This is a genomic window from Gillisia xinjiangensis (genome assembly GCF_046298265.1).
GTDB classification, from domain to species: domain Bacteria; phylum Bacteroidota; class Bacteroidia; order Flavobacteriales; family Flavobacteriaceae; genus Gillisia; species Gillisia xinjiangensis.
The window spans coordinates 77,182-93,709 of the sequence record NZ_JBKAHK010000009.1 but is presented as its reverse complement, the minus strand read 5'-3'; the positions used below and the strand labels follow the sequence as shown (position 1 = coordinate 93,709).

Annotated in this window: 11 protein-coding genes; 8 read left to right on the top strand and 3 right to left on the bottom strand. The window is 37.9% G+C overall.

Features of this window, described 5'->3' with window-relative positions:
• Nucleotides 1–60: 60 nt before the first annotated feature.
• A complete protein-coding gene (locus ACKGJN_RS14500; protein ID WP_409540270.1) occupies nt 61–1,419 on the top strand; it encodes an NAD-dependent succinate-semialdehyde dehydrogenase in 1,359 nt (452 codons plus the stop codon).
• A gap of 137 nt (nt 1,420–1,556) precedes the next feature.
• The gene (gene lpdA, locus ACKGJN_RS14495; protein WP_409540269.1) at nt 1,557–2,963 is read left to right on the top strand and encodes a dihydrolipoyl dehydrogenase; all 1,407 of its coding nucleotides are present in this window, start codon (nt 1,557–1,559) and stop codon (nt 2,961–2,963) included.
• Nucleotides 2,964–3,294: 331 nt separating this feature from the next.
• Here the strand turns inward: lpdA and ACKGJN_RS14490 are convergent, their stop codons facing one another.
• Nucleotides 3,295–4,167, bottom strand: coding sequence for an aldose 1-epimerase family protein (locus ACKGJN_RS14490; protein ID WP_409540268.1), 873 nt, complete (start codon nt 4,165–4,167; stop codon nt 3,295–3,297).
• 5 nt (nt 4,168–4,172) lie between these two features.
• Nucleotides 4,173–5,522: a DEAD/DEAH box helicase gene (locus ACKGJN_RS14485; RefSeq protein ID WP_409540267.1), complete on the bottom strand. Its 1,350-nt coding sequence runs from the start codon at nt 5,520–5,522 to the stop codon at nt 4,173–4,175.
• 305 nt (nt 5,523–5,827) lie between these two features.
• Here ACKGJN_RS14485 and ACKGJN_RS14480 point away from each other — a divergent pair, with 305 nt between their 5' ends.
• The 6 genes from ACKGJN_RS14480 to ACKGJN_RS14455 all read left to right on the top strand — a co-directional run bounded on the left by ACKGJN_RS14480 (nt 5,828) and on the right by ACKGJN_RS14455 (nt 15,018).
• The gene (locus ACKGJN_RS14480) at nt 5,828–6,364 is read left to right on the top strand and encodes an NADPH-dependent FMN reductase (protein ID WP_409540266.1); all 537 of its coding nucleotides are present in this window, start codon (nt 5,828–5,830) and stop codon (nt 6,362–6,364) included.
• The gene (gene pabB, locus ACKGJN_RS14475) at nt 6,365–7,699 is read left to right on the top strand and encodes an aminodeoxychorismate synthase component I (RefSeq protein WP_409540265.1); all 1,335 of its coding nucleotides are present in this window, start codon (nt 6,365–6,367) and stop codon (nt 7,697–7,699) included.
• Nucleotides 7,700–7,761: 62 nt separating this feature from the next.
• Nucleotides 7,762–9,075 (top strand): tRNA lysidine(34) synthetase TilS, encoded by a 1,314-nt coding sequence (gene tilS, locus ACKGJN_RS14470; protein ID WP_409540264.1) that lies wholly within the window; start codon nt 7,762–7,764, stop codon nt 9,073–9,075.
• Nucleotides 9,072–11,078, top strand: a complete 2,007-nt coding sequence (locus ACKGJN_RS14465; RefSeq protein ID WP_409540263.1) for a protein-disulfide reductase DsbD family protein — start codon at nt 9,072–9,074, stop codon at nt 11,076–11,078. The genes tilS and ACKGJN_RS14465 overlap by 4 nt, the downstream gene beginning before the upstream one ends.
• Before the next feature lie 128 nt (nt 11,079–11,206).
• Entirely contained in the window at nt 11,207–13,060 is a 1,854-nt protein-coding gene (locus ACKGJN_RS14460; RefSeq protein WP_409540262.1) for a CocE/NonD family hydrolase, read from the top strand.
• Nucleotides 13,061–13,188: 128 nt separating this feature from the next.
• Complete coding sequence (locus tag ACKGJN_RS14455) at nt 13,189–15,018, top strand: DUF885 domain-containing protein (RefSeq protein ID WP_409540261.1); 1,830 nt, start codon at nt 13,189–13,191, stop codon at nt 15,016–15,018.
• 61 nt (nt 15,019–15,079) lie between these two features.
• Here the strand turns inward: ACKGJN_RS14455 and ACKGJN_RS14450 are convergent, their stop codons facing one another.
• On the bottom strand, nt 15,080–16,372 hold the full coding sequence (locus ACKGJN_RS14450) for a DUF2254 domain-containing protein (protein ID WP_409540260.1): 1,293 nt from the start codon (nt 16,370–16,372) through the stop codon (nt 15,080–15,082).
• Nucleotides 16,373–16,528 lie beyond the last annotated feature (156 nt).

Here is a 16,528-nt window from a genome sequence, read left to right as displayed (position 1 = left end):
TAGCGCAGAAATTTTCTGTGCTAAGGTCTTTGATTTTTTTCTCATTACTAATTAAAACACATGGAATTTTACAGTATCAATCCATATAATGGAGAACAAGTTGGGAAATATACTGCCCTTTCTTCCGTGGAACTGGATGAAAAATTAAACAAATCGGCAGAAGCATTTAAAAGCTGGAGTCAAAAACCACTTTCTTATAGAACAGGTTTGATGAAAAAAGCTGGCCAGATACTTCGGGACAATCTTGAAGAGTATGCGCAGATGATCACTTCTGAAATGGGAAAACCCATTTCAGAATCCAGGGCAGAGGTAAATAAATGTGCCTGGGTTTGTGATTATTATGCTGAAAATGCCGAATCCTTTCTTGCTCCTGAATTTGTGAAAACCGATGCAACACAAAGTTTTGTGAGGCATGATTCTATCGGGACCGTGCTTGCGATTATGCCGTGGAATTTTCCTTTCTGGCAGGTACTGAGATTTGCTGCTCCCACGTTAACTGCCGGAAACACGGGGCTTTTAAAACATGCTCCCAATGTCTTTGGATGTGCACTAAAAATTGAAGAGGTGTTTACCAAAGCAGGATTTCCTGAAGGTGTATTTCAAAATTTGATTGTTCATCACGACCAAACCGAAAAGATCATAGCACATGATACTGTTAAGGCAGTAACGCTTACCGGAAGTGAAATGGCCGGATCTGCGGTTGCTCAAATCGCAGGAAAATATATCAAGAAAAGCCTGCTGGAACTGGGAGGTAATAATGCTTTCATCGTTTTGGAGGATGCAGACATCGACCAGGCGGTAAAAACTGCAGTTTCAGCAAGAATGCTTAATTGTGGCCAGAGCTGTATCGCAGCAAAACGTTTTATCCTTCTTGAATCCATTCATGATGAGTTTGTTGAAAAATTTACAGATGCTGTTAGCAAATTAAAAGCCGGTGATACTAAAGATGTCAATACACAGATAGGGCCACTGGCACGAAAAGACCTTGCAGATCAGCTCAACCAGCAGATTAAGGATTCCATTTCCCAGGGTGCAATCCTGCTTCTTGGTGGAGACCAGGATAATTGCTTTCACGAGCCAACCATTCTTGGAAATGTTAGACCGGGTATGACAGCTTTTGATGAAGAAACCTTCGGGCCTCTTGCCGCAATTATTAAAGCCAAAAATGTGGATGAAGCATTTTCTTTATCGGAACTTTCAAAATATGGATTGGGAGTAAGCATCTTTACAAGGGACACGGCAAAAGCAGTGGAATATGCTTCAAGAGTAAGTGATGGAGCCTATTTTGTAAACGAGCTGGTGAAATCCGATCCCAGATTGCCTTTTGGAGGAACTAAACGTTCTGGATATGGACGGGAATTGGCTAAGGATGGAATGATGGAATTTATCAATAAAAAGGTCGTTTACGTAAAAGCGTAGATTCCTAAAAGCTTTAGATTACCGACATCCCTTCAGAAAAAAAAATATAGATGGCCAGTCCTTTTTCAGGATTGGCCATTGCCAATTTTAGTCGTACTTTTGTTATTCTTTGAAAAAAATCATTAAAAAAATACTTTATGAACACATACGATGTTGCCATCATTGGATCTGGTCCCGGCGGTTACGTAGCAGCTATTCGTTGCGCACAATTAGGATTGAAAACAGCAATTATTGAAAAATATTCAACTTTAGGAGGGACCTGTTTAAATGTAGGGTGTATTCCCAGCAAGGCTTTGCTTGATTCTTCACATCATTACGATGATGCCATAAAACACTTTGAAGAGCATGGAATAGATATTTCTGGGGAAGTTAAAATTAACCTGGAACAAATGATGAAGAGAAAATCTACTGTGGTTAGTCAAACCTGTGATGGTGTAAAGTTTTTAATGGACAAAAATAAAATTGATGTTATTCATGGTGTTGGTTCTTTTAAAGACGCAACCCACGTAAATATTGACAAAACTGAAGGCGGAGCTGAAACCATCGAGGCAAAAAATATCATTATTGCCACCGGATCAAAACCGGCAAGTTTGCCCTTTATAAAACTTGATAAGGAACGTGTAATTACTTCAACAGAAGCCTTAACGCTTAAAGAGATTCCAAAACACATGGTCGTGATAGGCGGTGGAGTTATTGGTTTGGAATTAGGCCAGGTTTATAGCCGACTTGGAGCAGAGGTTACTGTTGTTGAATACATGGACAGGATTATTCCAACAATGGATTCAGCACTTTCAAGAGAACTTAGCAAAGTTTTGAAGAAACAGGGAATGAAATTGAATGTGAGCCACAAAGTAAAATCTGTTGAAAGGAACGGAGATGAGGTAATCATTAAAGCCGATGATAAAAAAGGAAACGAAGTAGAATTTAAGGCAGATTATTGTTTGGTTGCTGTAGGTAGAAAACCCTTTACAGATGGTTTAAATGCAGATGCTGCGGGAGTTGAGATTGGAGAACGCGGAATGATCACAGTAAATGAGCATTTGCAAACCAATATTAAGAATATTTATGCTATTGGAGATGTTGTTCGCGGGGCAATGCTTGCTCACAAAGCGGAAGAAGAGGGAACCTTTGTTGCTGAAGTTATTGCAGGACAAAAACCACATATCGATTATAATTTAATTCCCGGAGTTGTTTACACCTGGCCCGAAGTTTCTGCGGTAGGAAAAACTGAAGAAGAACTTAAGGAAGCAGGAGTAGACTATAAAGAAGGGAAATTTCCTATGCGTGCTTTAGGACGATCCAGAGCCAGCGGAGATACCGACGGATTTGTAAAGATCCTTACCAATGCCAAGACCGATGAGGTTTTAGGGGTTCACATGATAGGAGCCCGCGTTGCCGATTTGATCACCGAAGCAGTTACAGCTATGGAATTCAGAGCTTCTGCCGAAGATATCGCGAGAATGAGCCACGCGCATCCAACCTACGCTGAAGCCGTTAAGGAAGCAGCCATGGCAGCGACAGGAGACAGAGCAATGCACATTTAGGAGATTCAAGGTTCAAGGATTCAAAATTTAAAATTGAACGATCATAAAAAACCCGGAGACACTGTTTTCGGGTTTTTAATTGAATCACTTAATGACTTGCAGGCTTTTTGATGGTTTAAATTTTATTTTCAATCCAATTAATTGAAAATTGGTATTGTAAGTTTTCATATATTTATCCCACTTAACTGCAATAAAAACAGAAATCATGGCAAAAGAAAAATCTCCTTCAAAAAATTCGGCTAAGAAAGAACCGGTGCTGAATTTAAAAGAAAAGCGCGCTCAAAAGGCCGCGAAGAAAAAGACGAGAAATTAATCTATATTTTTCCTCAAACTATGCTATTGTAATAGTGTAAGAGGCATCAAAAGTTTTAGAAGGCATTAATTCCATAATGCCTTCTTTTGTTTTTATATCCTGTGTAGTTCCCTCAACATCTGCATATCCCAGCCAGGGCTCAATACAAACATAAGGCGCTCCCGGTTTGGCCCAGACACCTAAATCCTTAAAATCATTATATTCCACAGTTAAGACCGTTCCCGATTTCCTGCTCTTTAGAGCCACTTTTTTAGATTCGATGTTTTTAAAGATCAAAGCATCTTTGTCGAATAAATTCTTATTAAGTTGAATTTTGTTGTCATCCCGTAGTACAGGTCTGGTTTCCGAAGAGATCAATCCTTTATCATTCAACAACCAGGTGTTCAAATCCAGTTTCCGGTCAAATTCCAAATAATAATCCTCATAGGTTTCTCCTTCATATAGGGGAGCATTAAAGGCCGGATGCCCGCCAAGAGAGAAATATATAGCCTTGTCGTCTAAATTGGTGATCTTATTGGAAACAGTCAGGGTTTTCTCTATAAGCTGAAACTTAATTTCAAAATTGAATTTGAAGGGGTAGCTTTTTAAAGTTTCTTCTGAATATTTCAGATTGAAAATTAAGGAATCAGGATTTTTCTCCTTTAGTTTGATATTGTCATTATTCCTGATAATGCCGTGTTTGGGTAATTGAAAGGGTTTATTTTCAAAGAAGAATTCTCCATTTTTCAAAGCTCCAATAATAGGGAAAAGGTTAGGAGCGTGGCTGCTCCATATTTCAGGATTAGCCTGCCAGATATATTCCTTGTTCGTTTTAAGGTTTTTGATGCTGCATAACTCTGCTCCTTTTGAGAGAATGCCAACACTTAAAAAGTTATTTTCAATTTGATTCACCGGTTTTATTTTTTCCTTCTTCGGTTGGCATGCTTATCGCCTTTGGTCTTAGGTTTTGAGTATTTTTTAGCGATCTCTCTCCTGTAGGATCCTCCCTGGTTTACTTTTTGGTTTAATTCCGATTTTTCGTGAAAAGCAGGTCCGGGTGCATCCTCATTTTTCCGGTTTCCGGGATTATTGATCTCAATAATTTTAGGTTGTTCCTCCGGGATTAATACCGTTGAAACTTCAACATCTTCCGGTAGATCGAATTGCGGAACATTCATATCCATTAAACTTTCGATCTTTTCAAGATTTTCAGTTTCTTTTTCGGTGCTTAAAACAATGGAAATCCCTGGTTTTTCTGCGCGACCGGTTCTTCCAATCCTGTGCATATAATTTTCAGGATATTCCGGCGTATCAAAATTGATAACGTGAGAAACACTTTCAATATCAAGCCCACGTGCCATAACATCTGTAGCCACTAAAACCCTGCAAAATCCATCGCTAAACTGGCGAATACTTCTCAAACGGTAATTCTGGCTTTTATTTGAATGTATCACCGTACATTCTTCCGGGAATTCTTCAGCCAACATCTCAAAAAGCCTGTCGGCAAGTCTTTTGTAGGCTACGAAGATCAAAACACGGGAAAAGGTTTCCTTGTCTTTCAACAGTTTTCTTAAAAAGTTGACTTTGGTATGGAAATTAGGGATGTGGTATCCACGTTGTTCGATATTTTCAAGCGGGGTTCCACTTATCGCCACTGATATTTTTTCAGGACTTTTAAAATTTTCGTCGATCAATTCCTCCACAGCTTCCGTCATTGTTGCTGAAAACATGATGCTTTGCCTGTTATTCGGTAAAAGCTCCAGGATATTTATGATCTGAAATCTAAATCCAAGATCCAGCATCACATCTACTTCATCTATTACCAGTTTTTGGATTGATTTTAGCTGAAGTGCGCGGCGTAAAACCAAATCATATAACCTTCCCGGAGTTGCAACCACGATATCCGTGCCCTGCAACAAATCCTGATGTTGGGTATTTATGTTTACGCCACCGTAAATGGCTACAACCCTGGTGTTGATATATTTGGTTAATTTTTCAATTTCCTCAGCCACCTGAACCGCCAGTTCCCTGGTGGGAACCATTACAAGCACCCTTGGATTCTTTTGTTCAGAATACTTCAGCATCCTTAAAATGGGAAGCATATAGGCAAAAGTTTTTCCTGTCCCGGTTTGCGCGATCCCTACCACATCCTTCCCGGACATGATTGATGAAAATGCCTGTTCCTGAATAGGAGTTGGCGTTTGGAACTTTAAATCTTCCAATGCGTTTAATAGCGGGGTATTTAAATTTAAATCCTGAAAAGTCACGGATGAAGGTTTTTTATGATTTGCAAAGATACCTTTTGAATCTCAGGATTTTAAGAAAAATCGGGAGGAATAAACCGGGAGGGTGAAAATCGACGATTTTATAAACTGTGGGAGGTTAAAATCAAATGATGTTAAGGTTTAAACTATTCATAAAAAAATAGAATTTCAGTAGTTCAGCTATTTTTTAGGTATTTTTGGTGCCATTCTAAAAGTATTCATGAAATGAGCATAACAGAAACTCGATGCCAACACCAATTAAGATATGCGAATTGCATATGACCTCTAAAAAACAATAGATATCACAGATGAAAAAAATCCTTGCATTTGCCGGTTCCCACAGCAGTACTTCTATCAATCACCAATTTTTGACTCATGTAGTAAATAGGGTTCAGGGCCATGAAATTAAGCTTATTAAGCTTACAGATTATGAATTTCCATTATATAGCAAAGATCACGAAAAGGAAAAAGGCTTCCCGGTCAATGTACAGGTGTTGAAAAATCTTATTTCTGAAAATGATGCCTTGATCATATCGGTAAATGAACATAACGGAATGGTTTCCGCATTTTTTAAAAATTATATCGATTGGCTTTCGCGTATAGACCGGAATTTCCTTGCTAATAAAAAGATCCTACTTATGAGTACTTCTCCCGGAGCCAGAGGGGCCGCATCCGCATTGGAATATACCAAGGGAATTTTGCCAAGGTTTGGAGGAAATGTGATAGAAAGTTTCAGTTTTCCCTCTTTTCATGAGAATTTTGGGGAGGATCGCGTTCAAAATGAAGTTTTGGAAATGGGAATTGATGATGTGCTTACTACCTTTTCACACGAAATTGAAGACTAAGTGCGTACAACCAGGGAATATATTCTAAAAAATCCGAAGGAATTCAAAGAGGAATTGCTGGAATGGAGCAGGCAGTTTGAGGAGATCGCCTGGCTGGACAGCAACGAATATGATCAATCCCATAGTGATTTTGATGCTGTTTTAGCAGTTCAGGCTTTTACGGTGTTAAAAACCGATTTTGATAATGGTTTTAGCAAACTTCAGGAATACCAGGAAGTTACAAAAGATTGGATTTTTGGATATCTATCCTATGACCTGAAAAATGATGTGGAGCAACTTTCTTCCCGAAATTACGATAATCTTCATTTTCCGGATTTGTATTTTTTTCAGCCGGCCAAAATAATTCAGCTTAAAGGTGAAACGGTTACTTTCAATTATCTAAAAATGGTGGATGATGAAATGGAAACTGATTTTGAGGAAATTTATAGATATGAGATAGGAGATGTTAGAGGTGGGAAGAAAGAGGAAAGAGATAATAGAGAAGAGATAATAGAAAACAGTCAAAAAAAAGAAGCCATAAATTCCAGAATTTCCAGGGAACAATATTTAAATAAAGTAAAGAAAATGCTTTCCCACATTCATCGTGGAGATATTTATGAAGCCAATTTCTGTCAGGAATTTTTTGCTGAAAACCGTACGATCGAGCCTTTTGAGGTTTTCAAAAATTTGAATAAGATTTCTATTCCTCCCTTTGCGGTATTTCTAAAACTGGACAGCAATTATTTACTGTGCGCTTCTCCCGAACGTTATTTGAAAAAATCCGGCAATAAAATTATTTCGCAGCCTATTAAAGGAACTGCCAAAAGAGCAAAAGATCCAGAGGAAGATTTAAAAATCGCTTTAGGCCTTTCCAAAGATCAAAAGGAACGATCGGAAAACGTAATGATTGTAGATTTAGTTAGGAATGATCTTTCCAAAGTCGCAAAAAGAGGTAGTGTGGAGGTTGAAGAATTGTGCCGGGTGTATTCATTTAAACAGGTGCATCAAATGATCTCGACAGTTTCGGCAGAACTGGAAAAGGGAATTCCGCCGGTGGAGGTCCTGCGTTCAACTTTTCCAATGGGAAGTATGACCGGAGCTCCAAAAATATCGGCGATGAAAATCATCGAAGAACTGGAAGAAACCAAACGCGGCTTGTATAGCGGCGCAGTTGGTTATTTTACTCCTGAAGGTGATTTCGATTTTAATGTGGTTATTCGCAGTATACTTTATAATAGCGAAAGAAAATATGTGTCCTTCTCTGTTGGCGGTGCTATAACTTCAAGATCGGTTCCTGAAAAGGAATATGAAGAGTGCCTTTTAAAATCGGAAGCAATGCGGGAATCATTAATTTAAAATTCAAAATTCAAAATTCTGAATTTAGGTTTTATCCCCGTCTTTCGTATCTTTGAAAGACCATGGAAAAAGCCTTCAAAAACATTATAAAATCAGAATTTCCCTATTTAGTAAACGCTAAATTATTGATCGCTGTAAGCGGTGGTTTGGATAGTGTTGTGCTGGTACATTTATGTAAAAGTGCGAAAATGGAGTTTGCTATGGCCCATTGTAATTTTAATTTGCGTGGAGAGGAAAGCGATGGAGATGAAGCCTTTGTTCTGGATCTTGGAGATGCGCTTGAAGTGGAGGTTTTTACAGAAAATTTTGATACAGAAGCCTACGCCGAAGATGCAAAGCTTTCAATTCAAATGGCAGCCCGGGATTTGCGTTATACCTGGTTTAATGAATTGAGCGCTGCCCTAAATTTTGATTATATACTTACCGCACATCATGCAAATGATAATCTGGAAACATTTCTAATAAATCTTATTCGTGGAACCGGATTAGATGGTTTAACAGGGATTAGAACTGAAAATGAGAAGATTATCAGGCCTTTGATGAAATTTTCAAGAAAGGAAATTGAAAACTTTGCCCGGGAGGAAAATATCCCCTGGCGTGAGGACAGCAGCAATGCTTCGCCAAAATACCTTCGGAATAAGATCAGGTCGGAGGTAATTCCCGTTATGGAGGAGATTAATCCGCAGTTGCTGGAAGGCTTTGCTCAAACTCAGTCACATTTGAATGAAAGTTTAAATTTGGTTGAAGATTATATAGGATTGTTATATTCTGAAATCGTTTCAAAAGATAAGTTTGGGTATAAGCTGGCTATTAAAATTTTGGAGAAGCTCCCAAATACAAGAGCTGTTTTGTATCAATTGCTTAGATCCTTCGGTTTTACAGAATGGGATGATATCCATGATCTTCTAAAAGCACAATCGGGAAAAATGGTGTTTTCAGCTACACACCGATTGATAAAAGACCGGGAATTTTTATTGCTCACCGAACTCCCTTCAGAAAAAAATAATAAAGTTTATAAAATTGAAGAAGGAGAAGAGATCGTGATGCTTCCAATTGGCACTTTTGCTTTTGAAGAAGTTGTTGAGATTCTGGAAACGGGAACACATTGTATCTATGTAGCGCAGGAGACGCTTAAATATCCACTAACCCTAAGAAAATGGAAGGAAGGGGATATTTTTCATCCATTTGGAATGAAAGGAAAGAAGAAGATTAGCGACTTTTTCAAAGACAAAAAATTATCTTTGCCCGAGAAGGAAAATTGTTGGTTGCTTTGCTCTGGAGATAAGATCGTTTGGATTGTTGATCATAGAGCCGATGCACGTTTTGCCATTAAAGAACCTTCAAATAAAATATTAAAAATCACCTACTCTGTATGAAATATATAATGACGCTGGCCTTTCTGATAATTTCTTTATTCTCTGTTCAGGCTCAGGTTTTTAGTTCCCCCAATTCGCAAATCGCAGATCCTATAATCTGGGATGCTAAGCTGGATCAGGTGAACGATAGTATTTACAACCTTATATTTACTGCCAAGCTTGAAAAAGGTTGGCATTTATATGCTCAGGAAGTGGATGAAGATGGTCCAATCCCTACTACCTTTACTTTTAATGCCTCAGCAAATACCTACCAGCTTATAGGAAATACCACGGAACCCGACGTTCCGGCTATTTACGATGAGGTATTTGGAATGGATATAAAGTTTTTTGAAAAAGAAGCTGTTTTTATCCAGGAAATAAAGGTTTTTGACAAAGATGCTATCATAGAAGCGGAAGTGGAATTTATGGTATGTGACGATGAACAGTGCCTTCCGCCGGATATCGCTCCATTTCAGTTTTCCATAAATGAAAAAAAAGCGGTCAAGGGATATGCAAATGCTGATGTGACTGCGCTTGATATAGAAAAAACCAAAGCCCTGGATATTGAAATGCAGGGTTGGGAAAACTATCAATCGAAAGAAGAGGAAGGAGGGAAAACTTATTGGAATATTTTCTTTTTAGGATTTATTGGAGGATTAATTGCGCTTCTAACCCCTTGTGTTTTCCCAATGATCCCGCTTACTGTTTCCTTTTTTACCAAAGGAGCAAGAACGCGTAAAAAAGGACTTGTGAATGCAATTTTGTACGGGGTTTTCATATTCCTAATCTATCTTTTGCTAAGTATTCCGTTCCATTTATTGGATAGTGTTGCACCAGAAATCCTTAATAATATATCCACAAATGTTACCCTGAATATTGTGTTTTTTGTCATTTTCATATTTTTCGCATTCTCATTTTTTGGGTATTATGAGATCACATTGCCTACTTCCTGGAGCAGTAAAATGGATGATAAGGCCTCCAGTATTGGTGGAGTAGTAGGGATCTTTTTTATGGCTCTTACACTGGCGCTGGTTTCCTTTTCATGTACGGGTCCTATCCTGGGATCATTACTGGGCGGTTCTTTAAGCAGTGATGGCGGAGCTATGCAGCTTTCCTTTGGGATGGGAGGTTTTGGACTGGCACTCGCATTGCCATTTGCCTTATTTGCACTTTTTCCAAATTGGTTGAATTCCCTTCCAAAGAGCGGCGGTTGGTTAAATACGGTTAAAGTTGTGCTTGGTTTTATAGAGCTTGGTCTGGCATTTAAATTTTTATCGAATGCAGATTTGGTAGAGCACTGGGGTTTCTTAAAACGGGAGATCTTTATTGGAATCTGGATTCTTGTTGGAATAGGATTGGCACTGTATTTATTCGGAATAATCCGATTTCCGCACGATGGACCTAAAAAGAAACTTTCTAAAACACGGTTCGCATTTGGAAGCCTTACCTTTTTATTTGTACTCTATTTAATTCCGGGGTTAACCAATACCGCATCTGCCAACCTAAAATTGTTGAGCGGATTTCCCCCTCCTTTGTTTTATAGTGTTTATGAAAAAGAAACGGAAGGGCCACTGGGACTAAAAGCCTATAAATCCTGGGAGGAAGGATTGGTAGCTGCCAAAGCCGAAAATAAACCTATTATGCTTGATTTTACAGGTTGGGCTTGTGTGAATTGCCGTAAAATGGAAGAACAGGTTTGGAGCAATCCTGAAGTGTATGATATGATCAATAATGAATACATCCTAATTTCACTTTATGTGGATGATAAAATGGAATTAACAGAACAGGATAAATTCAATTATGTACGCGAGAATGGCGGAATTAAGAAGATTCGAACGATAGGTGATAAATGGGCGACCTTTCAAACCGTGAATTTCAGGAATAATTCTCAACCATTTTATGTCCTGTTGGATCCGAACGTGAAAATCCTTAATCAGCCGGTAGGATATACGCCTAACGAAAAAGAGTATCTGGATTGGCTTAAAGATGGGCTTGTAAAATTTAAAACTCCATCTACAGACTAGTTTTCATTAAGGTTGAGCAGTTAATTTCTATCTTTAGGACTTTAAATTAAATTTTTAAGGGTGTTTTTTGGATAATTCATCAAAATTCTTTGAAAAAAGATTTCTTTAACTTCAGAAAAATAAATTAAATGAAAGTAATGCAAACCCCACTAATGTTCCTGATAAGTTTATTCTTATCAGTTCCACTTTTTTCACAATCCACCCAAAAATTTGAAATTTCAGAAAACTACGACAAGCAGGAAGTGTATATCACTATGCGTGACGGAGTAAAACTGCACACCACTATATATTCTCCAAAGGACACTTCAAAAGAGTATCCTATTATCATGCAACGCACTCCCTATAGTTCCCGGCCATATGGAACAGATCAATTTCGATCGTTAATAGGACCTAATAAATATTTGATGGAAGAAGGGAACATTATTGTTTATCAGGATGTTCGAGGGCGTTGGATGAGTGAAGGTACTTACGACAATATGCGGGCGTATATTCCAAATAAAAAGAGAAAACAGTCGGATGAAGCAAGTGATACCTATGATACTATTGAATGGCTTATTAAAAATGCGAAAAACAACAATGGTCGTGTAGGAACCTGGGGAATATCTTATCCCGGACATTATGCGGTTATGTCTTTGATTGATGCACACCCTGCTTTAAAGGCCGTTTCTCCACAGGCAGGAATAGGCGATTTCTTTTTTGATGATTTCCACCATAATGGAGCCTATTTGTTAAGTTATTGGAGAGCAACCGCATTGTTTGGTTATGATAAAGATGGACCCACTACAGAAGCCTGGTATGAGCTTCCCGAATTGGGAATACAGGACCAGTATCAGTTTTTTCTGGACATAGGACCATTGAGCAATCTTGACAAATATTATGGAGAGGACAATATTTTTTGGCAACAACTTAAGGAGCATCCAAACTATGATGAATTCTGGAAGTCCAGAGGAGTGATCCAGCATTTAAATGATGTAAAGCCAGCGGTAATGACTGTAGGCGGACTGTTTGATGCGGAAGACCTTTATGGTCCGTTTGAGACTTATAAAACTATTGAAAAAACCGGTGACAACTACAATATTATGGTTTTTGGTCCCTGGAGCCATGGCGATTGGGCCAGACAAACTGAAAGACAGGCAGTAGGGAATGTTTATTTCGGAGATAATATTTCTGAAGATTATCAAAGGAATGTGGAAACCAAATTCTTTAATCATTTCTTAAAAGGAAGCGCTTCAAAAGAACTGGCTTTACCGGATGCTTATATGTATGATACAGGAAACAGGGAATGGGATTCTTATGATTCCTGGCCTCCGAAAAATGCAGTAAAGAAAACCTATTATCTTGGAGAAGATCAGAAATTAAGCGATCAAGCCAGCAATACGGAAATTTCATTTGTTAGCGATCCCGAAAAACCCGTGCCTTATTCTGAAGATATAAAAATGGTATTTACACCAAGAAAATATATGACAGATGATCAACGTTTTGCAGCGAGGAGACCGGATGTTTTGGTGTTTGAAACCCCTGTCTTGGAAAAAGATATGACGATGGCCGGAGCAATTGAAGCTCATTTAAAGGTTGCAACCACAGGGACGGCTGCAGATTGGGTAGTGAAAGTAATTGATGTTTATCCGCCGGATGCTGAAGATTTTGAAGAAACTCAGGATCATTTAAAAATGAGCAATTATCATATGATGGTAAGAAGTGAGGTGCTTCGTGGGCGTTTCAGAAACAGTTTTGAAAACCCTGAACCTTTTGATGCCAACAAGAAAACAGATGTATCTTTTAATTTGCAGGACATCAACCACACGTTTAAAAAAGGACATAAACTTCAAATTCAGGTTCAAAGTACATGGTTTCCGCTGATAGATTTGAATCCGCAAACCTATGTTCCGAATATTTTCTTGGCTGAAGAGAAAGATTTCACCAAGCAAACGCATACCTTATATGGAGATTCATTCATAAATTTTTCAGTTTTAGAAAATTAAATAATAATCAATATCAAGGGATTAGCGTTCGAGATATTCCGAAGAAAAAAATAGCCTTGAGTTAAAAAAAAATCTCTTTCCGGATTATTTTCAGGGAAGAGAATTTCACTAATTAAAAGAATCTGGAAATGAAAAAAAATCTGAAACTAGTCGTATTATTTCTCAGCATAATGGGAATGGTCGCTTGTAAGGAAGATATAGACGACGAGAAATATTCTGAAATGGAAATTTCAGAAGCTTCCCAAGCACTGAATACTTATTTTGAGGCGGAGTTTGAAAAGGAAGTCGCAGAATCTCCCATGATGCAAACCCAGCTTGGCAGAAAAACCGATTATGGGAAATGGGATGATTTTTCAAATCAAAAACTAGTTCAGGATCTTGAACAGGCTAAGGAGCGACAAAAATACCTTAAGGCGAATGTAGAGGAAATTGTTTTAAATGACGAAACCAGGCTTAGTTACCGGTTATTTAAACAAGAGGTGGAAAATGAAATCGCCGATTTTGAATTCAGGTTCCATAATTATCCTGTAAATCAAATGTTTGGTTATCATTCCCAGCTTCCGGCATTTCTTATCAATATGCATCGTATAGATTCTGTTGCCGATGCCAAGGCATACATTTCCCGGCTAAATGGAATCCCCAAAGCTTTTGATGATGTAATAGAAGGTATAAAACTGAGAGAGCAAAATGGGATTATTCCGCCAAAGTTTGTTTTTGAAAAAGTTTTGGATGATTCTAAAAATGTGATAAAAGGAAAACCTTTTACCAATTCTAAGGAGTCAAGTGTTCTTTTGGATGATTTCAAAACCAAGGTCTCAAAACTCAGTTTATCTGAAAAACAGAAACGGGATTTAATTTTAGAGGCGGAACAAGCCCTTGTGAAAGCAGTAAAACCTGGCTATGAAAAGTTGATCGCTGCTCTGGAAAATCAACAACAAAGGGCAACATCAGATCATGGTGCCTGGAAATTTCCAAAAGGAGAAGCATTTTATAAAAACAGGTTAAAACGAATTACGACTACCGATCTTACTGCAAATGAAATCCATGAAATTGGCCTTCTTGAAGTAGCGAGAATTCATAGGGAAATGGAAGGGATCATGAAGCAGGTGGGATTTGTTGGTTCCCTCCAGGATTTCTTTGAATTTATGCGAACCGATGCGCAATTCTATTACACCAATACTCCGGAAGGAAAAGAAAGATATCTTAAGGAAGCAACCGCGCTTATAAATACCATGAAAGGGCGTCTTGATGAATTGTTTTTAACAAAACCAAAAGCCGATATCATAGTAAAAGCAGTAGAGCCCTTTAGGGAGAAAAGTGCAGGAAAAGCTTTTTATCAGCAGCCAGCAATTGACGGTTCGCGACCCGGAACCTATTATGCAAATTTATTTGACATGAATGCGATGCCAACCTATCAAATGGAGGCATTGGCTTATCACGAAGGGATCCCGGGGCATCATATGCAAATAGCGATCGCACAGGAATTGGATAGTGTACCTATGTTCAGGAAATTCAGTCGTTATACGGCTTATTCTGAAGGATGGGGGTTGTATAGTGAATTAGTTCCGAAAGAAATAGGTTTCTATAAAGATCCGTATTCAGATTTTGGACGCCTGGCCATGGAATTATGGCGTTCTTGCAGGTTGGTGGTAGATACGGGGATACATTCAAAAAAATGGACCAGGGAGCAGGGTATTGATTATTATAAACAAAACACCCCTAATGCAGAGAGTGATTGCGTTAAAATGGTAGAACGGCATATCGTTATGCCCGGACAGGCAACAGCTTATAAAATTGGTATGAATAAAATTTTGGAATTAAGGGAAGAAGCGAAAGTCCAGTTAGGAAACGATTTTGATTTAAGGGAGTTTCATGATGTGGTACTTTTAAATGGCGCGGTTCCTTTAAATATTCTGGAAGAGCTGGTTCAGGAATGGGCAGATTCCAAAAAAAGCTAACTATTTTTAGCTTCAAAATAGGTTAAAGTTGATGTTTGGAGAAAAAAACGCTGACTTTGAATTAAATTATTTTAAGTCCGAAATCAACAGCCATTTTTTCAACTAATTGTAAATCCCTTTCATTGGTAATGCTGGATCTTGCATCATTTAAAAGTGTTTTGGCTTCCAGATCTATACTTTTTAAATAGGCTGGATTTTCCATTTTTTGCATTTTCAAATATTTGAACATGACCACTAATTTTTGTGTCAGAATGATATCTTGTTTGCAATAAGTACGGATAGAAGCCATTACCTGGTAAATAAGTTCTGAAAAGCTCACGGAATTAATTTTTATAAATACTTTCTCATCTCTTCCATATACGTTAGTATCTTTTTTTAACATTCTTAAACAAAAAAGTTCTGTGAGATAATCTATGCCGTTTATGGCAGTTCCGGGATCGTTGATTCCGGGAGACATAGCTTTTACTATAACTTCTGTTATTTGTTTAAATGCCAGGAGATGATTATCGGCAACCAGTTCTGCTTTATGGAGTTTAAAATTCGCTAAAATGGTTTTGATCATTTCATGATCTAACTCTTCTTTCGATTTAAAAAGAGGGTTTCCTTTTAAAACAAAACTGCCTTTAATGGGTAAAATATGTATCTGAGTATTTCTATCTGCACAAATATCCATCAAATTAGAAACGGAAACATTTTGAAAATACCCACTTTTTTCGGTACAATATTCAAACCAGCTCTCGGTAGACGGAAATTCGTTTGAGCTTTTTGAATCGTTTTCTATAATGGTATTTAACCTGCTTTTGGCCAATTTATGTATTTTATCCATGATATTATTTATCTGAATACTTTGTGAGATATTATGGATAAAGTAGATAAAGGAATAAATACAAATTACGGTACCTAAAATTCCCAGTAATACCGAAAATCCTGGTATTTGGTATTTATCACCTGTAGGCTGAATGGAAAAGAGTATGAAGATTAAATAAAGGATTGTGGCCAGGAAGATCCCCAGGATTATTTGGTGCACCTTGTCTGAGATCAATCCCGGTAAAAGTCTTGGAGAATAATTATTGGAAGCCTGACTTAGCAGTAGCATCACCATGGAAAAGCTAAAAACCATCATGGATATCAATCCTGTGATTAAGGCACTTAAAATGGTAAGGGCCGTTTGACCATTATTTACAACCAAAATTGGAGCATGGTCCACCAAATATCTGGAAATCCCTCGCTCTTCAAGATAAAATAGTGAAAATGCCAATAGAACTCCTGTAATAGCAAAGGTGGTAGGATAAAAGGCAATTTTGCTTTGTATAAGGTTAAAAAATGCCAGTATCCGTTTGAATAATTGTATCATAAATGTTTAATTTCAATGATTAAAATTAAACATTTATGAAGTAAACAGGGGAAAGGAGGAATTTAAATAACAAAATTTTAGAACAATGGACAGTTTGAGGGGTTAGGAGGAACTCCAAAAGTGAGCAATAGGGGAATCAGTCTTCCGCCAATAAAC

Coding starts and splice junctions, on each gene's coding strand:
- ACKGJN_RS14500 (WP_409540270.1), top strand. CDS start 61: ATGGAATTTTACAGTATCAATCCATATAATGGAGAACAAGTTGGGAAA.
- lpdA (WP_409540269.1), top strand. CDS start 1,557: ATGAACACATACGATGTTGCCATCATTGGATCTGGTCCCGGCGGTTAC.
- ACKGJN_RS14480 (WP_409540266.1), top strand. CDS start 5,828: ATGAAAAAAATCCTTGCATTTGCCGGTTCCCACAGCAGTACTTCTATC.
- tilS (WP_409540264.1), top strand. CDS start 7,762: ATGGAAAAAGCCTTCAAAAACATTATAAAATCAGAATTTCCCTATTTA.
- ACKGJN_RS14465 (WP_409540263.1), top strand. CDS start 9,072: ATGAAATATATAATGACGCTGGCCTTTCTGATAATTTCTTTATTCTCT.
- ACKGJN_RS14460 (WP_409540262.1), top strand. CDS start 11,207: ATGAAAGTAATGCAAACCCCACTAATGTTCCTGATAAGTTTATTCTTA.
- ACKGJN_RS14455 (WP_409540261.1), top strand. CDS start 13,189: ATGAAAAAAAATCTGAAACTAGTCGTATTATTTCTCAGCATAATGGGA.
- ACKGJN_RS14450 (WP_409540260.1), bottom strand. CDS start 16,372: ATGATACAATTATTCAAACGGATACTGGCATTTTTTAACCTTATACAA.